This is a genomic window from Parendozoicomonas verongulae, assembly GCF_009711465.1.
GTDB classification, from domain to species: Bacteria; Pseudomonadota; Gammaproteobacteria; order Pseudomonadales; family Endozoicomonadaceae; genus Sansalvadorimonas; species Sansalvadorimonas verongulae.
In genome coordinates this window covers 1-23,948 of record NZ_SMME01000815.1, presented here as the reverse complement: position 1 = coordinate 23,948, position 23,948 = coordinate 1, and the positions used below count along the sequence as shown (strand labels likewise).

General features: G+C 49.4%; 27 protein-coding genes and 1 pseudogene. 9 read left to right on the top strand and 19 right to left on the bottom strand.

Features of this window, described 5'->3' with window-relative positions:
* Positions 1-285 (top strand): annotated as a pseudogene (locus E1189_RS23870) (hypothetical protein); the annotation flags it as partial.
* 164 nt (positions 286-449) lie between these two features.
* On the opposite strand, the gene E1189_RS09720 reads toward E1189_RS23870, so the two are convergent.
* The 10 genes from E1189_RS09720 to E1189_RS09675 all read right to left on the bottom strand — a co-directional run bounded on the left by E1189_RS09720 (position 450) and on the right by E1189_RS09675 (position 8,874).
* Positions 450-734 (bottom strand): hypothetical protein, encoded by a 285-nt coding sequence (locus tag E1189_RS09720; protein ID WP_155159882.1) that lies wholly within the window; start codon positions 732-734, stop codon positions 450-452.
* A 56-nt stretch (positions 735-790) separates the two neighbouring features.
* Positions 791-1,744: a flagellar motor protein MotB gene (locus E1189_RS25905; protein ID WP_155159881.1), complete on the bottom strand. Its 954-nt coding sequence runs from the start codon at positions 1,742-1,744 to the stop codon at positions 791-793.
* A 20-nt stretch (positions 1,745-1,764) separates the two neighbouring features.
* Positions 1,765-2,616 (bottom strand): flagellar motor stator protein MotA, encoded by an 852-nt coding sequence (gene motA, locus E1189_RS09710; protein ID WP_155159880.1) that lies wholly within the window; start codon positions 2,614-2,616, stop codon positions 1,765-1,767.
* Between the two features lies 1 nt (position 2,617).
* Positions 2,618-3,343 carry a sigma-70 family RNA polymerase sigma factor gene (locus tag E1189_RS09705; protein WP_196221357.1) on the bottom strand — a complete coding sequence of 242 codons (726 nt, stop codon included), beginning with the start codon at positions 3,341-3,343 and terminating at the stop codon, positions 2,618-2,620.
* 16 nt (positions 3,344-3,359) lie between these two features.
* A complete protein-coding gene (locus E1189_RS09700; RefSeq protein WP_155159878.1) occupies positions 3,360-3,854 on the bottom strand; it encodes a flagellar basal body-associated FliL family protein in 495 nt (164 codons plus the stop codon).
* 18 nt (positions 3,855-3,872) lie between these two features.
* Complete coding sequence (locus E1189_RS09695; RefSeq protein WP_155159877.1) at positions 3,873-5,123, bottom strand: flagellar hook-length control protein FliK; 1,251 nt, start codon at positions 5,121-5,123, stop codon at positions 3,873-3,875.
* Positions 5,124-5,137: 14 nt separating this feature from the next.
* Positions 5,138-5,470 (bottom strand): hypothetical protein, encoded by a 333-nt coding sequence (locus E1189_RS09690; RefSeq protein WP_155159876.1) that lies wholly within the window; start codon positions 5,468-5,470, stop codon positions 5,138-5,140.
* On the bottom strand, positions 5,463-5,918 hold the full coding sequence (gene fliS, locus E1189_RS09685) for a flagellar export chaperone FliS (protein WP_155159875.1): 456 nt from the start codon (positions 5,916-5,918) through the stop codon (positions 5,463-5,465). The genes E1189_RS09690 and fliS overlap by 8 nt, the downstream gene beginning before the upstream one ends.
* Before the next feature lie 245 nt (positions 5,919-6,163).
* Positions 6,164-7,534, bottom strand: a complete 1,371-nt coding sequence (gene fliD, locus E1189_RS09680) for a flagellar filament capping protein FliD (RefSeq protein WP_155159874.1) — start codon at positions 7,532-7,534, stop codon at positions 6,164-6,166.
* A gap of 152 nt (positions 7,535-7,686) precedes the next feature.
* Positions 7,687-8,874 (bottom strand): flagellin, encoded by a 1,188-nt coding sequence (locus E1189_RS09675; RefSeq protein ID WP_155159873.1) that lies wholly within the window; start codon positions 8,872-8,874, stop codon positions 7,687-7,689.
* A 280-nt stretch (positions 8,875-9,154) separates the two neighbouring features.
* Between E1189_RS09675 and E1189_RS09670 the strand changes: the two genes are divergently transcribed.
* From E1189_RS09670 to flhA, 4 genes are all read left to right on the top strand, one after another.
* The gene (locus E1189_RS09670; protein ID WP_456238835.1) at positions 9,155-9,445 is read left to right on the top strand and encodes a flagellar biosynthetic protein FliQ; all 291 of its coding nucleotides are present in this window, start codon (positions 9,155-9,157) and stop codon (positions 9,443-9,445) included.
* Positions 9,446-9,468: 23 nt separating this feature from the next.
* The gene (gene fliR, locus E1189_RS09665; RefSeq protein WP_155159872.1) at positions 9,469-10,245 is read left to right on the top strand and encodes a flagellar biosynthetic protein FliR; all 777 of its coding nucleotides are present in this window, start codon (positions 9,469-9,471) and stop codon (positions 10,243-10,245) included.
* Entirely contained in the window at positions 10,238-11,374 is a 1,137-nt protein-coding gene (flhB, locus tag E1189_RS09660; protein ID WP_155159871.1) for a flagellar biosynthesis protein FlhB, read from the top strand. The genes fliR and flhB overlap by 8 nt, the downstream gene beginning before the upstream one ends.
* 350 nt (positions 11,375-11,724) lie before the next feature.
* Positions 11,725-13,821 (top strand): flagellar biosynthesis protein FlhA, encoded by a 2,097-nt coding sequence (gene flhA, locus E1189_RS09655; RefSeq protein ID WP_155159870.1) that lies wholly within the window; start codon positions 11,725-11,727, stop codon positions 13,819-13,821.
* 434 nt (positions 13,822-14,255) lie between these two features.
* Here flhA and E1189_RS09650 read toward each other — a convergent pair whose 3' ends face one another.
* From E1189_RS09650 to E1189_RS09610, 9 genes are all read right to left on the bottom strand, one after another.
* Positions 14,256-14,462: a hypothetical protein gene (locus E1189_RS09650; protein WP_155159869.1), complete on the bottom strand. Its 207-nt coding sequence runs from the start codon at positions 14,460-14,462 to the stop codon at positions 14,256-14,258.
* 127 nt (positions 14,463-14,589) lie between these two features.
* Positions 14,590-15,012, bottom strand: coding sequence for a terminase small subunit (locus E1189_RS09645; protein ID WP_155159868.1), 423 nt, complete (start codon positions 15,010-15,012; stop codon positions 14,590-14,592).
* A 71-nt stretch (positions 15,013-15,083) separates the two neighbouring features.
* A complete protein-coding gene (locus E1189_RS09640; protein WP_155159867.1) occupies positions 15,084-16,082 on the bottom strand; it encodes a phage coat protein in 999 nt (332 codons plus the stop codon).
* Positions 16,082-16,576 carry a hypothetical protein gene (locus tag E1189_RS09635; protein WP_155159866.1) on the bottom strand — a complete coding sequence of 165 codons (495 nt, stop codon included), beginning with the start codon at positions 16,574-16,576 and terminating at the stop codon, positions 16,082-16,084. Before E1189_RS09635 ends, E1189_RS09640 begins: the two co-directional genes overlap by 1 nt.
* Before the next feature lie 209 nt (positions 16,577-16,785).
* Positions 16,786-18,222: a hypothetical protein gene (locus tag E1189_RS09630; RefSeq protein WP_155159865.1), complete on the bottom strand. Its 1,437-nt coding sequence runs from the start codon at positions 18,220-18,222 to the stop codon at positions 16,786-16,788.
* Between the two features lie 519 nt (positions 18,223-18,741).
* Positions 18,742-19,122, bottom strand: a complete 381-nt coding sequence (locus tag E1189_RS09625; RefSeq protein WP_196221356.1) for a hypothetical protein — start codon at positions 19,120-19,122, stop codon at positions 18,742-18,744.
* Positions 19,122-19,316 carry a helix-turn-helix transcriptional regulator gene (locus E1189_RS09620; protein WP_155159863.1) on the bottom strand — a complete coding sequence of 65 codons (195 nt, stop codon included), beginning with the start codon at positions 19,314-19,316 and terminating at the stop codon, positions 19,122-19,124. The genes E1189_RS09625 and E1189_RS09620 overlap by 1 nt, the downstream gene beginning before the upstream one ends.
* A gap of 90 nt (positions 19,317-19,406) precedes the next feature.
* On the bottom strand, positions 19,407-19,874 hold the full coding sequence (locus E1189_RS09615) for a hypothetical protein (protein ID WP_155159862.1): 468 nt from the start codon (positions 19,872-19,874) through the stop codon (positions 19,407-19,409).
* Positions 19,874-21,154, bottom strand: coding sequence for a tyrosine-type recombinase/integrase (locus E1189_RS09610; protein WP_155159861.1), 1,281 nt, complete (start codon positions 21,152-21,154; stop codon positions 19,874-19,876). Before E1189_RS09610 ends, E1189_RS09615 begins: the two co-directional genes overlap by 1 nt.
* Before the next feature lie 216 nt (positions 21,155-21,370).
* Here E1189_RS09610 and E1189_RS09605 point away from each other — a divergent pair, with 216 nt between their 5' ends.
* Genes E1189_RS09605 through fliP form a run of 4 tightly spaced genes read left to right on the top strand, consistent with a single transcriptional unit; the run spans position 21,371 to position 23,819 of the window.
* Complete coding sequence (locus tag E1189_RS09605; RefSeq protein ID WP_155159860.1) at positions 21,371-22,351, top strand: flagellar motor switch protein FliM; 981 nt, start codon at positions 21,371-21,373, stop codon at positions 22,349-22,351.
* Positions 22,344-22,754, top strand: coding sequence for a flagellar motor switch protein FliN (gene fliN / locus E1189_RS09600; RefSeq protein ID WP_155159859.1), 411 nt, complete (start codon positions 22,344-22,346; stop codon positions 22,752-22,754). Before E1189_RS09605 ends, fliN begins: the two co-directional genes overlap by 8 nt.
* Position 22,755: 1 nt before the next feature.
* Entirely contained in the window at positions 22,756-23,076 is a 321-nt protein-coding gene (locus E1189_RS09595; protein WP_155159858.1) for a FliO/MopB family protein, read from the top strand.
* Positions 23,073-23,819, top strand: coding sequence for a flagellar type III secretion system pore protein FliP (gene fliP / locus E1189_RS09590; RefSeq protein ID WP_155159857.1), 747 nt, complete (start codon positions 23,073-23,075; stop codon positions 23,817-23,819). Before E1189_RS09595 ends, fliP begins: the two co-directional genes overlap by 4 nt.
* Positions 23,820-23,948 lie beyond the last annotated feature (129 nt).

Here is a 23,948-nt window from a genome sequence, read left to right as displayed (position 1 = left end):
TTTATCAAGAGATACTTCAAAGAGATCAAAGAATATGGCCACGATGATGCACCTTTAGAAAAAATGGCTTATGAACTTCAAGCTTGTTTTGTAAATCATCAGCATATAGCTAATATTTTTGATTTGATAGATATGGAATTATCTAAATTACCATTCCCTACTCAAGAATCCTCGCAGGGCGGACCTGGCGAATTAGTTATTTGTGCACCACGATCCTATAGGAAAACTAAAGATCAAACAGAAATTCAATGGGTGTTTAACCGTCCAAAGACCAATCTGCAATAGAGTCTCAACACGGTTTACAGTAAAGAAATGATCGCAAAAGACATACTCTCTGCCACCAGAATACACTGGCTGGTGGCGAATAGTCTGCACTGAATGCTGGACATTGTATTCTCTGAAGGTGCCTGCCAGACCAAAATGAAAACGCAACAGAAAACCCGGGCACTTTATCGGTATGGTAAAATATTGGCTTGATATAACCTAGGATCAACCCATCCAATAGTAAACGTAATAAACTGACCTTCACAATCGAAACGTATAATGTCTATTTCTTGCTTTATGCATTCCCCGGACTTTTTGTAGGTTATGTAGTGCTTCCCGGAAACATCTTCAATAATTTCTGTATCTTTGGCATTCATATCAATCGGATTTGATACTTTAAAAGGAAAGGCAAAAGTGCTTTCTGCTGTCAGTAAGAATGCAAGCAGAAAAAAGTGGTGAAAACCGCGCATTATAAATAACCCTTCAATTGAGACGGCACGAAGTCTAGCAGCTAACGATGCCAGAGTTACTCAGGACGAAGAATTTTCGGCAGCTGATTAGAGTGTGCTTCCTGCTCGACCTTATCCACCTGTTCCTGAGGAATCAGGTTTTCTTTTGGCAAGCCCTGGTGATCAACCGGTGCAAACAAACGCCTTATCCGTGTAGACATATTGTGATTCAGCACCATTAATTCCACCCGACGGTTTGAGCCATCTTCCGGATTATTCGGTATGCGCGGCTCATGGTCGGCCAGTGCTGACACCATAATGAACTGATCATCACTTACGCCACCAAAGAGCAAAACCCGCTGCGCTACCATCGCTCGCTCACCGGATAAGCGCCATTTGTTATAGGAACTGGAACGGCTTTTGGTGGCATCGGAGTGCCCGCTGACCAAAATTGGGTTACTGATAGTTTTCAGCAAACGCGCCAGCGCCAAAAGCAAGTCTTCATAGAAGGGGTTCAAACGAGAGCTTCCCCGTTCAAACATGTGGTCTTCATCACGATCCAGAATCACCAGACGCAGACCTTCTGGCAGTACTTCCATAAATACATATTCATCAAGATGGCGATCATCCATATCACCGCTGAGCATTTGATTAAGCTGTTTAATCAAATCTTCAAAATCAACCTTCTCGCCACGCTGGGGAGCCTGAAGGTCACCAATCACCTCCGTACCCTCCTGCCCTTTCATACTGGGGCCGACTTTATCAACACGGCGCATAATGTTGGGAGAACCGCCCAGATCAATGGGGTGGGCAGAGCCGGTTTTCATAAAGGTACCCGGATCTTCAAAATAGGCAGCTATTGCCGCCTTCTGTTCGTCATCTGTCACGCTGAGCAGCCAGAGCACAAGAAACAGTGCCATCATGGCGATAGCAAAATCCGCAATCGCTACTTTCCAGGAACCACCATGATGCCCCCCATGGCCTTTTCTGGATTTTCTGACGACGATGATTGGCGTTTTATCTTTAGCCACAACAGTTTATTCCCGAAGCATTAGCTTTCAAGAATCTTCTCCATCTCTTCAAAGGAAGGCCGGCTCTCAGTGCACAAGACTTTTCTACCTGCTTCAACCGCCATAGCAGGTGGTGTGCCATGGCGATAGCTGACAAGGGAGGCCTTGATGCACTCCAGCGCCTTGATTTCATAATGAATGGAATGCCCGATAGCCGATGCAATAGGGCCAACCACACCGTACCCCAGAAATACTCCCATAAAGGTTCCCACAAGAGCGGCTGCTATGTGAGTACCCAGCTGATCAGGCGGGCCATCCAGTGATTGCATGGTGATTACAATACCCAGTACCGCCGCCATAATCCCGAAACCAGGCAAGGCGTCGGCAATTTCCTGAAGCGCCATACCGGGCCGAGACAGCTCCTCTTCATAGGTTTCAATTTCATGTTCCATCAGAGCTTCGAAATTGTGAGTCTCCAGGTTATCCACAAGTGAAAGGCGCAGGTTGTCGGTAATAAACAGCAGAGTCTGAGGAGTTTTCGTGATGCGTGGATAGCTTTTGAAGATATCGCTGTTTTCGGGATTCTCGATATGGTCTTCCAGCGCCTTTCGGCCGCCCTGTTTACGGGCAACTTCAAAAAGCTGATTTAAAAGCTGAAGCAGAGCTTCATAATATTTCTGGTTATAACCCGTGCCGGTGAGAGTAAAACGAATATGTTGCCCGGAAGCGGCAACCACCTTCCACGGGTGTGCCAGACAATAAGCACCAAAGGCGCCACCGGCAATAATAAGAATTTCATAGGGCTGCCAGAGATTCATCAGGTTACCGTGGGCCAGCACAAAGCCCCCCAGAATACTGGCAATCAAAATAATAAAGCCCATTACCTTGAACATATTACTGACTCCAATCCTTGAGAATGGCCTTCAGTTTCTTCAAACCCTGCCCATGGAGCTGGCAGACTCTGGCTTCTGAGATTTCAAACACCAAGCCGATTTCTTTCATGTTCATTTCCTGCACGTAGTACAGGTTGAACAGCTGCTGGGTTCTTTCCGGCAGCTCTTTTAATGCATCGGCCAGTGCGCCCTGTTCACAATGCTGAAAAATACTGGTGGCGGGTTCTTCTTCGGTATCCACGGGTTCATCGCCGGATTCCAGAGCTTCATCGAAGCTCACCAGCCGCGCAGCGTGGGTGCTGGCGAGCATGTCCTGATACTTTTCGAGGGGAAGGCCGAGGGCGGATGCCACTTCGCGGTCGTGGGGTTGACGTCCAAGTTCTTTTTCGAGCTCAGCCATGGTGCGGGTGAGTTTCTGGGTTTCTTCACGGGTTCGGCGGGGGCGCCAGTCTCCCTGTCGCACCATATCAATCATCGCACCGTGAATACGGTGCCGGGCGAATTGCTCAAAGGTGGTTTGCTGCGACGAGTCGAAGCGTCCGGCGGCTTCTATCAGACCCACCATGCCGGATTGCATAAGATCATCCACAGTGGCTACGTGCCCCACTGTGCTCACAAGATGCAGGGCAATCTTTTTCACCAGCCCAAGATGCTTGCGTACCAAAGCATCCACTGAGTCGCGACTCTGGGACTGGTAAGCCTGAATGCCGTTACTGGCTGCTTTCACACTCCGGCACCGGTGGCTACTGGATGACAATGTTCATGATCAGAACGTCTTCTATCATCTCACCGCCCTGTTCCTTGAGAACATCACGGATCTTGATGAGAGCCGACGCCCGAATACGATCAGGAGCATCCACCAGCAGTGCATCTTGATAGACCATGCCATTCATATTCTGAATCAGAGCATTACGCACCAGCGGGGTGTTTTCTTCCAAAACGGTCAGCATATTTTGATCCCGTGTGAGAATAGCCAGCTCAAGCTGCATGTAGTGGGATTTGCGCTCGCCGGTGAGTGACACCACAAACGGATCCAGTTCAAAAAACAAGGCTTTTCCAAGCGGGGCACCATTTTCCGTCCCCCCTTCCCCCTCCGCTGAAGGCTTCATAAGGAAAAAAGCTGCCGCCCCACCACCAATAAGCAACACGCTGGCAATGGCAATAATTATTATCAGCTTGGAGGAGCCTTTACCCCGCTCCTTATCACTCTGGCTTTCTTCCTGATTGTCTTCAGCCATATTTGTGCTCCCTATCCATTACACGTAAACGTCCAGCAACCCCTGCTGCATACGTCCGACACTTGGAGATGCCGAATAAATTTGTTCGCCTGCGAACGAGTTTTCATTCTCATAAGCACCCTCTTCGAGATCGGAAGCGTGTTCGTCAAATCTCTGAAAATCGTTCTGAGACAGCCCGCTGTCGTGAGAAATATCTACGTTCACCAAGTCCATCTGTTGCTGTTCAAAGAACTGGCGCAGCCGGTCAACCTGCTGGTTGAGCATATCCCTGAGCTGACCGTTGCCTGCCTGAAACTGCACCGAAACCTGATCCCCATCCACACTCAACATTACTTTCAGCTGCCCCAGTTCTGGTGGGTCCATACGCAGGGTGGCCTGACGTTGATCACGGTTGAGCATAACCATCAGCCGTTCGCCCATTTGCTCCCCTTTTACCGACTGGCGGGAGAGAAGTTCGTGGAACGAACTGTTTTCAGAGATGGCACCGGCTTTTCTATCCGTGCCGCTTTCTATGGTGTTGACGTCTGCACTCTGGGCAACCGGTGTGGTGGTGGGTAAATCAATATTCTGTGCCTGGGTAAAGCCAGCTGGAGGAGCTGGTTGAGAGACTTCCACCCGTACAGGGTTTAATGTGTTCTGCAGCAGCCTTTGCTGATCAAGCGACAGCTCTGGCCGTTCCAGACCTAATACATCATTGACCGGTTGCAGAGGCTTTAACACTTCCAGAGTTTGAATCGCTTGTTGTGCATCCTGCTTTTGGTGAACCACTTGCTTTATCAGTGCCGCTTCATTGTGAAGTTGGGACTGTGTGGTTTGTGCCAGTTGCTGTTCTGGCTGTTGCAAGAGCTGTCCTGCCACGCTTCGCTGGGTTTGTTCTCCTGAGAGATTAAGAAGTGGTGACGGCTTGTTATCCACTATCAGGTTTTGAAGAGCTGGTTCCTGAGGTTGTGCAGTGTTCACTGGCGTTAGAGCCTGTGTGCTGTGAGTTATCAAGCCGGCCAGTTGCGGAGCTGGCGCAGCATTCACAATCTGAACCAGTGGTTCGCTGTCGATGGTATTTTCTAAAACTGTGTGGAGAACGTCATCAAATGGGAGTACCGGGGGCAGCGTTCCACTTTCGGGGCTGGGGTTCAGATTTACGTTTTGAGGAAGGCCGTTCGCAAGAGCAGGCAAAACAGGCGCAGAAACAGTTACAGCGCCCGATTGTGTATTCAGTGGGAGCTGCAGGGGTAATATTGATGTTGTCTGTGGTGCTGGTGATCCGTCCATGGAGTCACTTGCTTTTAGTTATCTTTCATTCGCCCGGTTACCCGATACTGCTGAACGGCGCGCAGTCGGTTTCCGCCATTTTTACTGCTTTGTACCAGCAGTTCTTTTAGCTGGTTTCGTTCTTCGGTCATCTCTTCAACAATAGCCAGATATTGCTGCTGGAGCGCCATCAATTCTTGCCTTAATTCGCCATCTGGTACTTGCCGGGAAAAAGCACCTTCGGCCAGCAGGCGGACGCTTTTTTCCCGTGTCATCAGTGCGTTCCAGTCTCGGCGATCCCATGCTGCTTGCAGCTCGGCTCTGGCACTTCGAATCTGGCTGACACTTAGCGCTGTTACTTCAGGCATTGCCGCTGACTCCACCAGCACCGATCACCGCGCCTTTGTCATCGGCTGCAGCAGGCATTTCACTGGGTGCTTTCTGGCCGATGCCTTCCCAGGCTTCCTGTATCTGTTTCATCAGGTTGGTGACTTCGTCCAGTTTTTCAATGTTGTTTTCCGGCCCTGCAGAAAGAAGTTGCCCCACACAATAGCGGTACAGGTTGCGAAGGTTTTCGGCCATCTCGCCGCCAGCTTCAATATTGAGGGATTCGTCCAGTGCCATCACGATTTCTACGCAGTGGGCGATGAGGCTTCCCTTTTCTGCCAGCTGACCTCGCTCCATGGCGCCTTTGGTTTGGGCGAGGGAGGTCATAAGCTCTTTGAACAGTAACTGAATCAGTTTGTAAGGGTCAGCAACCTCGGCCTGGGCGTTGTTTTGCACCTTGCGGTATGCTGCTAGTCCGTTGGTGTCCATCTACTTTCTTCCTACTGTTTATGTTTATTGCTGGCTGTTTGTTGCTGGACTTTATGAGTTCCAGCCTATTGCTCGGAGTGCTCTGCCCGCTCCATCAGACCATCCATGGTCTGGGTCGTGACCGCCATGGATGGCGGGAATGCCAGAAATGCAGGAGCAATTTCTGGCCTCTCAGGCCATCCATGGCCTTTGGCAGAGCAATCGGAGCAATGGGCTTTGGCAACATTTGTGCACTGCCTTATTTCTTAATTACTATTGTTTCGATTACCCAGATTATTCAAGTTATTGGTGAGCCAGCTACTGGTTGAGTTGAACTGCGCCATAGCCTGTTCCATGGCTAGAAAGCGGCCTTCCCAGTATTTCTGCACCTGTTCCATTCGAGCATCCAGATCTTCCAGCTCTCGGGTTAGATCTTTTAATCCAGTGTCCAGACGATCCATTCGTTCTTTTACAATGCCGTTGCTGGCATCGTAACGATCGAGAAGTGTAGTCAGTTTATTTCCGAAGCCGTTGTCGCCGCTGAAAAAGTTCTGGAGTGATGAGAAGTTTTCGCTGACAGCATCGGAGAGTTTGCTGCTATCCACTTCCAGTGTGCCATCGGTTGCGGTTTTGATGCCGAACTCTGCCAGCCGTAATGTCTGACCATTGACCTCTACACCATCACTGAGTGTTGTTCGGAGTGAGCTGACCAGTGATCTGACCGTGGCATCTCCCGTTAATGCTGAACCACCCTGCCCCTCTGTGAAGCGGGTCAGGCTGTTTACGGTATTGGTTAATTCGTTGTAGGCGGAAACGAAGTCTTTAATGGCTCTTTCGGAACCGGCCTTATCCAATGCTACATCTACGGTTACCGGTGTGGTGCTGACTTCTTTCAGTTCCAGAGTCACACCATCCACCACGCCTTCAATACTGTTATCGTTGTGGTTGATGGTGATGCTGTCGGAGTTGGCTGGGTCACCAATGACGATCTGGGCATTGGCGGCGGCCTGAAGTTCGGTCAGGTCAGCGGTGAAGTTGGAGTCACCTGCAGCAACGGTTAGCCCTGCTGTTTCAATGGCTACGCCATAATCTTCTCCGGTTTTCGTGCCGTTGATAAGCAGGCGTTGATTGGTGCCATCGTTAATGATGGTGGCGGAGAGGCCAGGGCTATCTTCCGCGTTATTAATGGCATCTCGAATACCGGCCAGTGTGTTGTTTGAACTATCGAGAGCCAGAGTCAGGCTTTCACCATTCACGGTAAAAACCAGATCACCGGTGCCAAAGGTGGCATCCGCTGCAAAGCTAGCGGTGGCCTGCTGCTGGTTGCTGGCCAGTTGTTTTACGGTAAAGGAGTAACTGCCGGTAACAGCGGTATCGGAAAGAGTGGCACTCAGGGCATCGCGGTTGCTGATGGTGGCTTTGCGATCATTAAAGACATCGGACTCACCCAGCTTTTCCACCGCCGTATTGAAGTTATTGATGGCGGACTGAAGCTGCCCGAGGGCGGAAAGCTCAACGGTATCGGCTTGCTGTTTACGCTGGATAGAAGCTTGTCGGGGAGCACGTTCGGCCTGAACGAGAGTGTTCACCAGTGACTGGGTGTCGATACCTGAAACCAATCCGGAAAGCTGTAACATGGCCGTACCTGGCGTTTATTGCTGTGAATGCTGCGTGCTGTTGTTTTGGAGAGATACGGCGTCCCCAAAAAAAGAATAGACGAGGAATGCACTTCCTCGTCTATTCATTATCAGCCTCAAACTGACAAAGGCTGACTTTTACTCAGAAGATATTATCTCAGGAGAGACAACACGTTCTGAGTGGTCTGATTTGCCTGAGCCAGAATCGCAGTACCAGCCTGCTGCAGTACCTGATACTTGGCCAGATTTGCAGTCTCCGCCGCAAAGTCAGCGTCCTGAATCCGGCTTCTGGAAGCGGATACGTTTTCGCTGATATTTGAGAGGTTGGAGATAGTGGAGGTTAAGCGGTTTTGGACAGCACCGAGGTCGGCACGTTGACCATCAATCGTCTTAAGTGCTGCATCAATGCTACTCACTGCATTTTGAGCCTCGGATTGAGTAGCAACTGTTACCCCTGTAACCGTAGTTGAACCTGCTGGTGTAATAGTTGCCGCCGTGCCACTTACAAATGCACCAGTTGTTCCATCAGCATTACTCACAACATCAAAAGAAGTCGTAGTTTCCGCATAAAATTCGATAGCACCGGTACCACTATTCTCTCTAGCGTACAACCCATCGGCATTTAACGCAGTATTAAAGGCCGTAAGGAACTCTTCATCTGAAGAGTTCTGCTTGATCAAAACTGAGGTTGTATTCCCTGAACCAAAGTCAAATGTTACTAATTCATCAATTCTCGCAGAGGCTGGAGCCGCGTTTGTAGCTTCACCAATATTGTCCCTTCTAAAGCTTGTAGTGAAATCAACACCAAACCCAGAGATACTCTCTTGGACTCCCAAGTCTACAGCTGATGCAGAAGACAACGTGATTGAGATTGTTTGATCTCGATCTGCACCGACTTGGAAGTCAGATGTACCGAAGCTGCCATCTAGTAACTTTCTTCCACCAAAAGTCGTTGTGTCTGCAATACGACTTAATTCTTCTTGAAGAGCACTCACCTCTTTCTGCAAAGCAGCACGCTCATCTGCTCCATTAGAACCATTAGCAGATTGCAAAGCCAACTCACGCATACGCTGCAAAATGTTAGTAGATTCCTGCAGTGCACCTTCAGCGGTTTGAGCCAGAGATATACCGTCGTTAGCGTTACGAACTGCAACTCCCAGACCACGAATCTGAGAAGTCAGACGGTTAGAAATCTGCAAACCCGCCGCATCATCCTTAGCACTGTTGATACGTGAACCAGAAGACAGACGCTGCATAGCTTCCTGAAGGCCTGAACCGGAGGTCATCAGGTTACGCTGAGCATTCAGCGAGAAGACGTTTGTGTTTACCGAAAAGGACATTTATTCACTCTCCATCCATGGATTGGGGCTTTTGATACCCCTTTGTGAGAATTCCGGCCCTGAACAAGACATCAAACGCTCCGAGCCCGACACTTTACTGTTCGGTGAATAGCCAAGGGCGCTTAATAGGTTTGCGGGGATTTATTTTGAGAAAAACGCTTTGAATATCCGTATTTTTTTGACCCTTCCCTGATTCCGGCTCACAACCTCTCTCTCCTCTGTTGCAGATTCTGACACCGGTTCTAGATTGATAATTGAAGGGAATTAAAACATTCATCAAGTGTTTCGATTTGAAATAAATATGACACCGGAAACCGTTGTAGATCTCCTGAGGGATGTGCTGACCGTGATTGTGATCGTGGTCTCGGTGATTATCGGGCCGGGCATGCTGCTGGGCCTGGTGGTGAGCATTATTCAGGCGGCCACACAGATCAATGAGCAGACCCTGAGTTTTCTGCCCAGGCTGCTGGCCACGCTGGTCACTATAGGTTTTGCAGGGCACTGGCTGATTCGGGAGTTTATGGAGCTGTTTCAGCGAATGTATGCCGCTATTCCCCTTCTTATTTATTAGGAGCCGTTTTTGGAACCGTTCTTATGGAATTAAGCACCGCACAGCTAACAGGATGGGTCGGGCAGCTGCTCTGGCCGCTGTTCCGTGTGGCCGGTTTGTTGATGACCATGCCGATTATTGGCTCTGCCATGGTTCCGGCTCAGATTCGCCTGCTGCTGGCTTTGGCCGTTACTTTTCTGATTGCTCCTCTTTTACCTCCCATGCCAGCGGTTGAGCCGTTTTCACCGGAAAGCCTGAGGATTACTCTTCAGCAGATTTTTATTGGTGGTATGGGCGGGCTGCTGCTTCATGTGTTTCTCGCTATTTTTGCCATGGCCGGACAGATGGTGTCTCTGCAGATGGGCTTGGGTATGGCGATGATGTTTGATCCGGTGAACGGAGTCAGCATTCCAATCATTGCCCAGATTTATCAGGTGATGGCGACTTTGATGTTTCTGGCGCTGGATGGTCATCTGGTGGTGATCAATGTGCTGGCGACAAGTTTTACTGCGCTTCCTATTGGGCCTGTTACCAGCACCACTATTGATCTTCATACATTAACCCTGCAGGTCAGCTGGGCGCTGGGTGCAGCCATTCTTATCGCTCTGCCTGCTATTACCACCATGCTGCTGGTGAATATCGCATTTGGTGTGATGAACCGGGCCGCGCCTCAGTTAAATGTGTTCTCCCTTGGTTTTCCTATGAGCATGATGGCGGGTTTGGTGGTGCTGGCGGTGTCTGTCTCTGGCTTGCCGGGGTTGTTTACGGAGCTGACCAATGAGGCGCTCTCAAAGCTTACGGTGATGATTGCCGATGGCTGACGAGCAGAGTAGCGCCCAGGAGCGTACAGAGGAACCCAGTCAACGAAGGCTGGAGAAGGCAAAAAAGGATGGCGAGGTTCCCCGATCACGGGAACTGGTGACAACCTGTATGTTTCTCGGCGGCGTATCGGCGATGATGGCGTTTAGCCCGTTTATGTCGGGGCAGTTTCAGCAGTTGTTTACTCAGAATTTGCAGCTGCGGCCTGAGATTATTCTGGATACCTCCCAAATGGCGCGGCATTTGGGGGAGAGTGTTTTAACCGGTATCACAGCGCTTCTTCCGGTGTTTGCGGTGATTCTGTTTTGCGTGCTTGTGGGGAGTTTGGTGATGGGTGGCTGGGCATTTTCCCATAAGCAGTATCAGCCGAAGCTTTCTCGCCTCAGCCCGATTCAGGGAATTAAGCGGATTTTCTCGGTGCGTTCTCTGGTTGAGCTGGTGAAATCTATTTTAAAGGTGTCGTTAATTGTTGGTACTTTGGTTTTAGTGATTACCAATCAGTGGCCGGAGTTGATTGCACTTAATCAGCAGTCTGTTCGCCCGGCGCTTTTGCAGGCTTTGCTGTTGGCAGGTGGCGGCATTCTGATGTATGCCTTTGCGCTGGCGTTTATTGCGGCTATCGATATTCCATTTCAGAAGTGGCAGCACATTAAGAAGCTGCGGATGACCAAGCAGGAGTTGAAGGATGAGCAGAAAGATACTGATGGCCGGCCTGAGTTAAAAAGCCGTATTCGTGATTTGCAGCGGGAACAGGCGAATCGCCGGATGATGCAGGAGGTTCCCAAGGCGGATGTGGTTATCCGGAACCCAACCCATTATGCGGTGGCATTGAAGTACGACACAGGTCGAGCAAAAGCGCCCTTTGTGATTGCCCGGGGTGTGGATGAGGTGGCGATGAAGATTATTGAGGTGGCTGATGCCCATGAGCGGCCGGTTGTGCGCTCTCCGGCTTTGACTCGGGCGATTTATTATTCCACCAAGTTGAATCAGGAAGTGGCGGCGGATTTGTATATGGCGATTGCTCAGATTCTGGCTTATGTGTATCGGTTGCGGCAGTTTAGTGCTGGGCTAGGGCCGGAGCCTTCGCCCTTGCCGGAGGAGTTTGAGATTCCTCCGCATTTGCGTAGGTAGCCTGTTGATTGTGAGTACGCATTGTGGGGTGTTCAGGCGGACACTCGGTGTGCTTTGTCCGCTCAATCAGACCATCCTTGGTCTGGTTCGCTCTCAGGCCATCCATGGCCTTTGACAAAGCACACCGAGTGTCCACCTCCACTGGCATCGACGGGTACGCAGTTGAAAAGAGTTATTGATACGCCGATGTCCGTAGGGGCTGACGTTTGGTGTGGTATTTCAAGGGACAGGATGTCCCGAGAGCGACCCAAACCAGGGATGGTTTGATGGAGCGGAAATACCACACCAAACTTCAGACCGAACTCCGAAAGCGCAGCAAAACAAAATAAGAAGTCTCAAGGACTGAGATAATGGCAGAAGCAACAAACACAGCAGACATGATGGGAAGACTGGGCAAGCTCCAGATCGGCATTCCAATTATGGTGCTGATTCTGATGGCAATGATGACATTGCCGGTACCGCCATTGCTGCTGGATATGTTCTTCACCTTTAACATCGCACTTTCATTGCTGGTGCTGTTGGTGAGCATCTACGCCAAACGCCCTCTCGATTTTGCTGTGTTCCCAACTCTTCTTCTGGTCGCAACTCTCCTCCGACTGGCATTGAACGTTGCCTCAACCCGTGTGGTGTTGCTGCAAGGTTACAACGGCAGTGACGCCGCCGGTAAAGTGATTCAGGCATTCGGTGAAGTAGTTGTGGGCAACAGCTACGTAGTGGGTATTGTTGTGTTCGCCATTCTGGTAATTATCAACTTTGTGGTTGTAACGAAAGGCGCTGGTCGTATTTCTGAAGTGTCTGCCCGTTTCACTTTGGATGCCTTACCCGGCAAGCAGATGGCGATTGATGCGGATTTGAACGCCGGCTTAATCAATCAGGAACAGGCGTTGGAGCGTCGTAAACAGGTGACCAGTGAAGCAGACTTTTACGGTGCTATGGATGGTGCCAGTAAGTTTGTTCGTGGTGATGCCATTGCCGGTTTGCTGATTCTGGGTATTAACATTATTGGTGGTTTGCTGATAGGCACCATCAAGTACGGTATGACCTTTGGGGATGCGTTTAATGTTTTCTCCCTGCTGACTATTGGTGATGGTCTGGTTGCACAGATTCCTTCACTGCTGCTTTCCACCGCTGCAGCAATCATTGTTACCCGCGTTTCTGAAACTGCTGAGATGGGTGATCAGATTGCCTCTCAGCTGTTTTCCTCTCCCCGCGCACTCTCCGTAACCGCAGGCATCATTTTGATTATGGGTGTTGTGCCTGGCATGCCTCACCTTGCTTTTCTCAGTTTGGGAAGTGCACTGGCAGGCAGTGCCTGGTTGATTTATCGCAAAGGGAAGAGTAAAGAGGATGAACCTGAGATTACTCCCGCTGCAACACAACCTTCCAGTGATGCTCCGCTTACCTGGGAAGATGTTCCTACCATTGATCCTCTTGGTTTGGAAGTCGGCTTCCGGCTGATTCCTCTTGTAGATAAAAATCAGGGCGGGCAAATGCTTGGGCAAATTAAAGGCATTCGTAAAAACCTCTCGGCCCGTCTGGGTTTTCTGATACCCAGTGTGCGTATTCGGGACAACCTTTCCCTCGCCGCTAATGGTTACAGCATCACTCTTCAGGGGGTAAGTGTTGCGGAAGGTCAGATTGAGGCGGATAAATTTCTCGCAATCAATCCCGGTCAGGTTTATGGCGCTGTAGAAGGTATTGCAACAACCGATCCTGCCTATGGCCTGGAAGCTGTGTGGGTCACGGAAGAGTTGCAGGAGCAAGCCACCAGTTTGGGTTATACCGTTGTGGACGCGGCAACCGTAATTGCTACCCACGTGAGTAAAGTGATTGAAGAAAGTGCCTGCGAGTTACTTGGTCACGATGAAGTGCAACAGCTTTTGGAAAACCTTGGCAAACAGTCTCCCAAAATGTCGGAAGAGTTAGTGCCAAAGCGTTTATCGGTCAGTCAGTTGCAACAAGTGTTGCGGGAGTTATTAACAGATCGGGTTTCTATTTCTGATATTCGCACTATTGCTAACACCCTGCTCGCTACCGATGAAAACATCAAAGACCCCATTTTATTATCCGGCAGAATTCGCGAAGCCCTGCGCCGCAGTATTGTGCAAAACCTGATTGGTTCACAAACCGATATGCCTGTTGTCACTCTGGATGAAAAGCTCGAAGCGATTCTACTAAAAGCCCAACAGCAGGCACAACAAGCTGGGCACACAGCACCAGACAATATTGCGTTGGAACCAAATATTTCAAACCAGCTGCAAACCAACCTTCCTAATATTACTCAGCAAATGCAGGCCGATGGCAAACAACCCATTATTATTGTTTCACCTCTACTGCGACCGTTACTGGCACGTTATGCACGTTTATGCACCGATGGTTTACAGGTTCTGTCGTTTAATGAAATTCCCGACAATCGAAATGTGCAAATCATTGGCAAGGTTGGGTAACAAAATTACGCTTATAAAAACTGGCAGGAATTGTGTTGGGTTTTATAGTCAATAAAATATTTTATTTCACCAATACAATAGCGATTATGTGGAATTGCTTACTACCAAAGGGATTGCAGGTAAGTGGACACAAACACAATAGGGAGAATATTTTTATCGGTGACCGTTTCGGTGCTCGTTTCCCAAAAATGCTGCCACCATCAAAACCACTAAAGACGTGACCCGGTTGGTATTATTGGTATCACCCTAGTATTTCTGGTTTTATCGGAGTCCAAGCATTAAAGCCATTTTTATGATTTACTGGTATTGGTCTAGTTTTCACGGTATCGACAGGCACACCCCAGATACAGAAACCCCCGCCAAAAGGCAGGGGTGAACCCGTTGAGTATGGGGAGGTTGTTCCCTTGCTCAATGTTCAGTGTAGCAGGCTGGTATCAGGAAAAGATGGGCACCAGCTTCTCAGCAATGGAGCTCAGGCGGCCTGCAAGCTCCCTGCTTTCGTCTGCGTGAGCACGGTCTTCTTCCCGCTCAAACTCACTATAGGCAAGGTCAAAGTGGCGGACATTCAATCTCAGGCGGGCTGCAATGTCTTTCAGCTCTTCAACATATGGGAGTTCTGACAAAGGGTTGCTGCTGGTCATGGTGATACCTGGCTGTTAATTGATGGGGGAAGTTATACCACCAACAACGCAGTTTATGACATTAGTCAAAGTAACCTGATAGATGTTACATATCACTACACGCACAGTACTCCTAAAAATCACACCATCACCCACCCTCAGGAACAACTACTGGATCCCTGACGTTAAACACCACCGTCATAGGCGTGGCCTCCTGCTCATCCCTGCCGGTTCCTAACATACGATTCATTTCTGCCACTGCTGACACTACCGCAGACAGATTGGGAGGGCGCACCGTATCGCCAACTACAATAGGCTCAAGCCCTTTGTCAGCAACCGATTTGAGATACCTGAGACGCTTCTCAATGGTCATATCAAGGCCTTTCTCAAGCTCCTGCCGATGTTCCTCCAATTCAGACAGAACTTCATCATTTCTCATCAACCTGTCTGCCTGCGAATATGCCGAACGACTGCTGTAACCGGAGCTGATAGCGGCCTGTGTAGCATTCCCACCATTAGCCATGAACTCCTTAACAAAACGTCTCTGCCTTGCGTTTAATCCTTTTGCCATTGCCTTTCCCCATATGCAGGAAAGGCTGCCCCACCGTTAAGCAGACCAGCCTTTCATCAAGCCATTAACCGTTAATGAGTGTCGGCTTCAATTGGAGCCACGACAAAGGCCAGCGGCACGTGACGGCGGTTGTACTTGCGCTCCCAGTTGGTAGCAAGCTCAAGGTCGGCCAGTGTTGGGCTGACATCGGACTCAGTGGTTCCCTTCCAGTTGAACCCCAGCGGGTGAATAACAACAGAGCGGCGGGATACGAGAATCTCCTGACCACCACCCTTGCCAGCCAGGGGGATTCGGTCAACCTCTTCAGATACCCGAGGGTTACCGTTTCCGTACCCGATACTGCCCCCACCGAGAAGGCAGCTCACGTACCGGTCTTTCTTGCCGTTCTCCTTGATTACTGGCATGCCATCGTCGGTGATTACGGCCATGCCACGGAACACGCCAATAACGCCGCCAGAGCTGTCAGGGATGTACTGTATCAGGTCATTGAGCTGCATCTTCTTTCGTACAGCAGAGTGAACCAAGATTGCCGTGAACTCATCAGACCGGTCTCCCATTGTACTGGCCCCCTCGATAGCTGCAGTTGCATCAAAGGGGGTGTCAGTGATGAAGGCCATGTCTCCGTTGTCATTGGCTGCGTTGGCGTTGTATACGCCCTTGATTGTTGCGACAAGCCGGGACTGCAACTGGCGGATCCACCAGTCAGCAATTCTGCTTCGGATTCTTGCAATTGGATCAGAACCAGCAAGCTCTGCCGCCAGATCCATTGCACTCCAGGCATTGTTAAGCTGGGCAGTTCTCACCACCTGCTTACCTGCCCCAATCTTATCCGGTGTGGCCATGTCCGCCGGGTCATCGTTGGAGTAGTTAGGCTCACCATCTGGAAGGTCTTTCCAGTACGGAATGGAATATGTGTCACCGCCGCCTGCTGCTGCAGTGTTCATCAACTCATTGGATACCATTACGCCAGAGTTCCAGATAGCCTGCTTTACAGTGCTATCTTCAGTTGTGTATTCGTTCCAGCGTTCCGGCTTAATTACATCTGAGAGGCGTGTAGCTGTTGTAGCCATTACTTCAACCCGAATTCAGTACTCTTTGGTTTAAGCCCTGTGTTGGCAATAACCGGATCAGGCGCACCGCCGCCGCTTGCTCTGGTTCCAATAATCACACTTTGGAAGTCAGCACAGCCAGTGAACAGCTTTTCCCAATCTTCATAGGGCAGTTCTTTTTCATCCTCGGGATTGAAACAAACAACGCGATAGTCGCCCTGTTCGTCTTTTTGGACTCGCAAAGTCCTGACAAGATGCGGCCTGATGAGTGCTTCACCACCCTTGATAACGTGCTTTGCTGAGAATGCGGCCACTTGGTTGTTAATCAACATATTCTCAACAGACTTGAACTGTTCGGCACTGTCTGCCCGCAAGGCTTCCAGTTCAGACTCCAGCTCTGAGCGGCGCAACCGCTCTGCCTTCAATTCAGAAAGCAATTCTTTGTTTTTGGTAATAAGGCCTGAGTTTGCTGCCAGCACCTCATTAGCTTCTTTGGATTCGATTTTGTTAGTCATGATTAACCCTGTTAGAAAGATTGGCAGTTGCCGAACAGGGGAAACAGCTTATGGGGACTACCGGCTCCCATCCGCGAGTTTGGGCGCATGCTCAACGCCCACAGGTATTATATCAAATCACTGTACAGGTATTCAGTAAAAAGGCGCTAAAAAACAGTGCCGGTAATCAAGTTTACCGGTACTAAATCGAAAATATGCCCACAAAATGCTTAAAGTTTGGCCGATTCTCGCACCTGCTTAATTTCTTCCATCACCTGATTTTTGTACCTGGACTCAAGCGCCTGCCACTCTTCCTCAGACAGCTCCGGCATTTTCTTCAAATGGTCGTTTGCCTCACGGGTAGCAATCAAGCGTGCATAGTCTTCTAATGCTCCTCCCAACTCCTCCCAGTCATCCTGAACACGCTCCTGAGCAGTCAGGCCTATGTCACCCATAATGACCTCGGCAAGCTCCTGAGCGGCTTTGCTAGCCTTTTTCTCTCTTATGGTTGTCGTAACATCATCCACTTCATACAGCGGGTTAGAAACAACACTTTGAACCTTTGCCACGTCATCGCCAGTTACACGCGGGCTGGTGAAATGGTCGTAGTAATATTCAGCAAGGCGTTTGTATTTTGCCACCCTACCCTTGCTAACAATGTGGATCTCGAGAACATCATCTATCACCGCCGACTTGTTAGGAGTGTTATCGCCAGCGTACTTGAATATTCTCTTTACCGTGTTGTAGATTTTCATCTCGTCTTTGTCTTCTGGCTTTGCCGCCGTTTCGACATCTTCCAGACTTCGGACGTCAAGATATCGGGATTCTAATTTTTTGATAGCTTCCAAACCTCGACCGTCATCCAGTGCGGCCAATACATTTCCCAAAGTGTTTTCCTCGTTATCCCTGAGCACACCATACTCAACCAGCTTTTTCGTAGTGCGCATAGTTATTTCTACACGCTGCAAGCTATGGCCTTCCCTAACATAGTCTGACTCTTTCAGAAATGCAGCCTTGAAGTCATTGCTCTGGGTATCAAGCTCAAGCTCTTTCCCGTAAACCTTGAAGTATGGGTGTGTTCCACTGCTGTGAGTGCTCACGTGAAGCTGGTGTTTTTTGGTGTTGGCCGATGTGGTGGCCTTGCTCAGATTGGCAAACTCAGGCCTGACCATTTTTTTTATTTGGCCAGCTACCTTTTGCGAAGGGATATCAACATAAACGTCTTGCTTGAAATCACAGTCGGCAACTTTTGCACTCAGGAACTGGTCAACTGGCACGTCAATAACACACTGATCCTGAATGTATTTGTGTGCCTGGGCAACATTAGCCGCAGTGATTCCCTGCAGGTAATCGCCCTCAAGCTGCTTTGAAAAAACTGTGACGGATATGTATTCAGTTGTGCCGCCGCCTTTGCCCCTGCTCTGCCTGGTCTTACGGTATGACGTGGAAACACCGCCAGCGCCTTCTACGGTCACCGTGTTGGTGCTCTCGTCTATTTTCCCGGCCAGTTCTCCAGTCTCAAGGTATATTGGGGCGACAGTCATCCCAAGGCGCTTATCCGCCTTTGAGATTTTATTGATTGGGATTAGTAGGTTCATGCTATCAATGGCCGTCTGGCCTGATAGAGAACCCTGCTCAATGATTGAGCGAGGTTTGGAGCTATCCATGATATGACTTCCGGTGCTGTGTTCCCGGTGCTGTGTGATGCGTCGGGAAGGGCGCACCGGGTGCCCTTGTCGGCAGGTTAGCTACTCCCCGCCTATCCCGACCACGGGAGTATATTTTCAGCGCCTTCATTTGGCCACTTTTTCCCGATAGGTAGTAATACATACAATTTCCTAATGTGGGTCGAACCTGGCTCACCTCGCAAACCTGAGACATTCCCGAAAACGGGATTTTTTCCATGTGTCACACACATGGGTTTGCCCACAAAATCAGCAGCTGTTTTTTTCATATGTACTTTTACGTATGCGACAGAGCAAAAAGTCAGTTTTGGAGTGTTCGGCGAGTTCTTAAAAGCGGGTTTAACAGGAGGTGCGTCTCTGCTCAGGTTTCCGTCTGGTAGGCATAACGCACTTCTATCACCTGCGCCCTATGCCCTATCCCGTTAAAAGCCTGTAACCATGCCTGACGGCATCTCCGGCACCGCTTCGCTAATGCCTGCGCCTCCCGTTGGTCGTTACCAGCTAAACCTTCAGCTCCATCTGAGGGCTTTCGTCGTCTGTGAGCCAGTCGAACCTGTAGATGTATGGTGTATCACCTTTTTTGTATTCTTTGCGCCTGACAGACCTCAGAGTGACCCCGTGCTCTTTAAGCCTGAGCTTGAGGCATTGGGCAAAATGGAATTGCTGTGTGACACTGCCCTCTCTGGCGAGCATCTTGGTGGTGAACCCTTCTCCTGCATATTTGATTGCAATCTTAAGTCCACGGTGAAAATCATTGGTGGTCTTTTTCAGAAGGCCTTTCATAACTGGCAGTGCGATACTCTCGGGCGATTTTGTGCTACCGTACGCCGCAACAACTTTTGTATTTTTCGATGCTGCCTTCTTGGTGGCATTTTTTTTCATTATTGCGCACCCTCCGGCTTCCACTCCCCCCTGATCCACGCCTGAACCTCAGACAGCAGCCAGCGGTTATTCCTGCCAACTCCAATCTTTCTAGGCTCTGGTGAGCGCCCGTGGATGCGGTCGCGGTATTCAGTTGAGCGACTGCGGCCTGTGATTTCCAGATACTCGTGTAAATCAATAAGACGGTCATTCATAAAAAAGCCCCTTGGCTTGATTGCTTCGGGGCTACCTTATTCCGTGTTGTGTCACGCGGGCAGAGGGCATTAGTTAATACCCCCACCCCTTCAATCTCCAGATTCGATGCGCTTAATCAATTTTCGCAAATCCTTTCTATCCATATCTAATCTTCTCGCCATTTCACTCTTTGAAATCCCTGGCTCATCCTGCAGGGACTTCCTGACCTGCTCCAACCTCGTGCTATGCCTTTTTCTCTTCTGCCTGTATACCGGCTCGCCATTCTCAAGCCCAAGCTTAAAGTTATCGGGAGTTGCCTTGTCGGCAATCTCAACGCCTTTCAGTGCGGCCTCATGCGCAGCCCTTACGAATCCCCTGAAATCACCGACATTCATACCCAACCCAAACGCCTCGAAGATGGCCAGCCCTGTGTCACCACTGGCAACAAGTTCGCGGATCCTCTTAACACGCTGAGCAGACCAGTTTCGCACTCCGCCCATATCATTGTCGGGATTCTCCCTCTCAAGTCGTTCAATGGTCATGCAGATGAATGCCTCCACCCCATCAGCACCACTCATCAAGCAGCCCTCATGTCATCTTTACAGGGGTTGAGCAGGTATGTTTCCCATCCCTCAATAACTTCCCGCTTTGCGTCAAGATGCTGTGACTTGTCATAGTGGACAGCGCCCACCTTGGAGCCTACTACGTGGCTTTGCACCAGCTCGCGCCCAATAATATTTAGGCGTGCGTCTGCGCAGCCTGTAGACCACCCTGAGCGGATCAGCTTGAGCTTTTGAACTTCTATGCCGTGGTAGTTAGTGTGTTGCTTAAACCGTCCGCTGAGGTGTGACATTGAGGCAGGCTTTCCCCCGCCATTCAGTGAGAAAATGTACTCGCCGTCACTGGTGCGAAATTCCTTTAGTGTGTCGAATATCCCAGCCATCAGGCCAGTGACAGGTATGACGTGCTCTTTCATGCTCCTGCCCTTGCCGTTAAACATTTTCAGAGTGTGGCGAGTCTCATCATAATCAGACCACTTGAGCCTTATTACCTGCTCGGGGCGCTGGCCTGTTAGACAGAGCAGCTGCACCATAGCAGCGTGTACTGCTCCCATTGGCCGCGAGTCCTTTTTCGTTGGCTTTGCTGGTGCTTGGTTATTGCACGAATCAAAAAGCTGTCTGAGCTGCTCTATGGTGGCGTATTCGTCATTGGCTCTCACCCACTCCCTGACCTGCTTTATGTGCTGCGCAGGATTCGACTGTATCCCAAAACGAACGACAGCCCCCTTAATTGCAAACTCGGCCTGTAGTGCAGAATTGAAGGCGGCCTTTAGGTATGCGATTAAGATGTTACATCCGGCTTCAATGCCGCTCTGATTCGATGCCCGGGCAATTTGAAGACACTGGTGTGGAGTTATGTCCCTGGCTGGCAACTTGACCATCTCAGGCCACCTCTCGAACACGTGAATCTTGAAAAGAGACTTAACCGTGACGTAAGCGGTTCGCCCTTCCAGTGAGTCCCTGTACCTCTCCAGCAGGTCGCCAAATGTTGCGGTCACCGGATCACCATCCTCAGTAGCAAGATGCTGTTTAACATCCGTCCCGCTCAAGTGAAGAGCAGACAACTCATCCGCCCGGATCCGTGCCTCTCTCAATGTTGTTGATGGGTACTGCCCAAACTTTGTATAGATGCGCCTGCCTTCACGGGTGTATTTGAAATACCACACACCGTTTCCTGCTGGCGTTCCTCGGAACAGTAGTACACCTGCCCCACGTCCTGCCAACTTTTCTGCCAGCTCCTTCTGAGCGCCTGACGCTTTGGCCTTCTTAATAACGCTCTGCAGTTTCTTATCGTTCAATGTAACACCCCTATTTGAACGGTCGATGTTCTGTTACTGGTGACCAATTCGGTGACCGTTTCCCGAGACTTACTGAAACAACAAAAAAAACATCCGGGGACGGTTTTCCTTTGATACCAAGGGTTTTATTGTGTCATTGAATCAATATGAGACAGCATGATTTATGTCATTGGTTTATAGTCAATTAGATGTGTTGTTTTTTATTGGAGACACACAGTGAACAATGAGCAGATTGAAACACTGCTAAACAGAAGCCGCAAAAACGAACGGATTCATATCGGGGATCAGTTCGACAAACTACAGCGCTTCGACCTGACCAATCCAGATTACAAAATCCACGATTTGGTACCGACGCTTTCTGTGCTTTATAAGCGTTATGCCCAGCTTTTGCGTTTCAGTCTTTACAACCAGTTTCGCAACAATCCTGAGGTTGAGTTTACTGGCGTGGATTCTGTGAAGTTTGTGAACTTCAACACCGAGTCTCCTGATCACAGTTTACATATTTTCAAAGTGAACTCTTTAAAGTCTGTTGGCTTTGTGACGGTGAGCAACCAACTGATTGGCGCACTGATTGATTTGTTCTTTGGTGGCAGCGGTAAAACGGAAGTCACTCCCGATAGGGAAATGTCGACAACCGAAACTCGCATGCTAAACAAATTTCTCAGTGCTGCAATGGAAAATCTCAAGGAAACCTGGGAAACCATCCTGCCTTTTGATGTAGAGCTACAGGATGGACAATCCAGTCCTATCTCTACGCTCTTTTCCAACGACAATGAATTGATACTGGTAAGCCATTTCAGTATCAAAATGGCCGACACCGAAGGTTCGTTAGATATCGTACTGCCTTACCGTGCCCTGGAGCCGATTCGTGAGCGTATCCAGGCTTACCGCCACACAGATCAAGATCCCCACTGGGAAGATAATTTACGGGATAATGTTTTACTGGCACCCGTCGAGATAAGCGCCACTATGTGTCAGGTGGAGTTGGTGTTAAGGGATATTCTCAATCTTAAGGCTGGCGACATCATTCAAACTAATATTCCTGGGCAGGTAACAGTGAAAGTTTCAGGTTTGCCTTGTTTGAAAGCCACTGTCTGCACGATTGATGAAAGTCTTGCACTGAAAATCGTACGCAAGCTGAAACCTGGAAATCAAGGTCATAAATACAACTCAAGGATGAGGACTGACAATGAGTGACGAAGAAAACACTCCCTCCTCAGAGAGCGAAGGCTCTCAACCCAAAAATGGTGGGGAGCAAATAAGAGACGTTGGTGTTGAAGAGCTGGCTAAAGCCCATGGCGGAGGTGATGCCGTCAAAGCTGAGGGTGATGCCAGCACCAGCCCAGATCTTGGCTTGTTGCTGGATATTCCTGTCACCCTATCTCTAGAGCTGGGCAGTACCCGCATTAACCTCGGTGATTTATTGCGACTGAACAAGGGCGCGATTGTTGAGCTGGAGAAGGAAGCCTCCGAACCTCTGGAAGTTAAAGTAAACGGCACCCTGATTGCCTATGCCGATGTAGTTGTAGTGAATGATCGTTACGGAATTCGCATGATTGATGTGATCAGCGAGTCAGAGCGCCTGAGGAAGCTGTCCTGATATGACAAACTATCTCATTCAAATTGGCTTGCCTCTGGTGGGCATTGTTGGATTAATTCTTGCCTTGGGTTTGCTGGGTAAGCGATTTAACCTGAATCGGGTGCAAGCCAATACTCCAATTAAGGCAATTACCAGTTCACCCCTTTCCGCTCAGGTAAAGCTTTGTTTGGTGGAAGTGGGCGGGCAACAATTATTGTTGAGTGTGTCTGGCCAGCAAACCACCTGCCTTCACACGCTGAAAGAGCGCTTGCCTGAAAAAAAATTAGGTAATGCAGAGTTTTCTGATTACCTCAATAACTTGCTGAACCGGAACAGTGCATGACACGCCCTGCGTTATGGCTGGCAGTGATGACTGCTGGCAGCCTTCTTCCTGACATTGCTATCTCTGCACCTCAGGGTATGGATATTCTCACCGTTACAGATTCCGGAGATAGCCAGCAGTACAGCGTGACGCTGCAAGTTCTGCTGTTAATGACAGCCTTGAGCTTCTTGCCTGCCGCACTGCTTATGCTCACCAGTTTCACTCGCATTATTATTGTTCTTGCGATCCTCCGTCAGGCTCTTGGTCTTCAGCAAACGCCGCCTAACCAGGTATTAATCGGTATGGCTTTGGCACTGACGCTACTGATTATGATGCCGGTTTTTGAATCTATTTACGGCGCGGCGGTTACGCCTTATCTCAATGAAGAGTTGGGTTTGCTGGATACTTTGAAGATAGCTGCGGAACCTATAAAAGGTTTTATGTTATCGAATACTCGAGAAACGGACCTTGCCCAGTTTCTTGGCATTGCCAATATGACGCCGCCGGATAAGCCGGAAGATGTTTCTTTTTCTATATTGATTCCAGCCTTTGTGACCAGTGAATTAAAAACAGCGTTTCAGATTGGCTTTATTATTTATCTACCCTTTTTGGTGATCGATCTGGTTGTAGCCAGTGTTTTAATGGCCATGGGTATGATTATGTTGTCCCCCCAGATGATCTCTTTACCCTTTAAGCTGATGCTGTTTGTTTTGGTGGATGGCTGGGCGCTGACTATGGGTACTCTTGCCAGTAGCTTCTTCTAGCTTGCAGGGCTGCCAGCAACTCCATCTGCTGTCAGAAACTACCTGACCTAGCGAGCGATCAGTTCTTTGAGCATTGCTTTGATTTCGATGTTGTCGGCTTTGAGTCCTGCAACATCCTCCTTTAGGCCA

Coding starts and splice junctions, on each gene's coding strand:
- E1189_RS09720 (WP_155159882.1), bottom strand. CDS start 734: ATGCGCGGTTTTCACCACTTTTTTCTGCTTGCATTCTTACTGACAGCA.
- motA (WP_155159880.1), bottom strand. CDS start 2,616: ATGTTCAAGGTAATGGGCTTTATTATTTTGATTGCCAGTATTCTGGGG.
- E1189_RS09700 (WP_155159878.1), bottom strand. CDS start 3,854: ATGGCTGAAGACAATCAGGAAGAAAGCCAGAGTGATAAGGAGCGGGGT.
- E1189_RS09695 (WP_155159877.1), bottom strand. CDS start 5,123: ATGGACGGATCACCAGCACCACAGACAACATCAATATTACCCCTGCAG.
- E1189_RS09690 (WP_155159876.1), bottom strand. CDS start 5,470: ATGCCTGAAGTAACAGCGCTAAGTGTCAGCCAGATTCGAAGTGCCAGA.
- fliS (WP_155159875.1), bottom strand. CDS start 5,918: ATGGACACCAACGGACTAGCAGCATACCGCAAGGTGCAAAACAACGCC.
- fliD (WP_155159874.1), bottom strand. CDS start 7,534: ATGTTACAGCTTTCCGGATTGGTTTCAGGTATCGACACCCAGTCACTG.
- E1189_RS09675 (WP_155159873.1), bottom strand. CDS start 8,874: ATGTCCTTTTCGGTAAACACAAACGTCTTCTCGCTGAATGCTCAGCGT.
- fliR (WP_155159872.1), top strand. CDS start 9,469: ATGGAATTAAGCACCGCACAGCTAACAGGATGGGTCGGGCAGCTGCTC.
- flhB (WP_155159871.1), top strand. CDS start 10,238: ATGGCTGACGAGCAGAGTAGCGCCCAGGAGCGTACAGAGGAACCCAGT.
- flhA (WP_155159870.1), top strand. CDS start 11,725: ATGGCAGAAGCAACAAACACAGCAGACATGATGGGAAGACTGGGCAAG.
- E1189_RS09650 (WP_155159869.1), bottom strand. CDS start 14,462: ATGACCAGCAGCAACCCTTTGTCAGAACTCCCATATGTTGAAGAGCTG.
- E1189_RS09645 (WP_155159868.1), bottom strand. CDS start 15,012: ATGGCAAAAGGATTAAACGCAAGGCAGAGACGTTTTGTTAAGGAGTTC.
- E1189_RS09640 (WP_155159867.1), bottom strand. CDS start 16,082: ATGGCTACAACAGCTACACGCCTCTCAGATGTAATTAAGCCGGAACGC.
- E1189_RS09635 (WP_155159866.1), bottom strand. CDS start 16,576: ATGACTAACAAAATCGAATCCAAAGAAGCTAATGAGGTGCTGGCAGCA.
- E1189_RS09630 (WP_155159865.1), bottom strand. CDS start 18,222: ATGGATAGCTCCAAACCTCGCTCAATCATTGAGCAGGGTTCTCTATCA.
- E1189_RS09625 (WP_196221356.1), bottom strand. CDS start 19,122: ATGAAAAAAAATGCCACCAAGAAGGCAGCATCGAAAAATACAAAAGTT.
- E1189_RS09620 (WP_155159863.1), bottom strand. CDS start 19,316: ATGAATGACCGTCTTATTGATTTACACGAGTATCTGGAAATCACAGGC.
- E1189_RS09615 (WP_155159862.1), bottom strand. CDS start 19,874: ATGAGTGGTGCTGATGGGGTGGAGGCATTCATCTGCATGACCATTGAA.
- fliN (WP_155159859.1), top strand. CDS start 22,344: ATGAGTGACGAAGAAAACACTCCCTCCTCAGAGAGCGAAGGCTCTCAA.
- E1189_RS09595 (WP_155159858.1), top strand. CDS start 22,756: ATGACAAACTATCTCATTCAAATTGGCTTGCCTCTGGTGGGCATTGTT.
- fliP (WP_155159857.1), top strand. CDS start 23,073: ATGACACGCCCTGCGTTATGGCTGGCAGTGATGACTGCTGGCAGCCTT.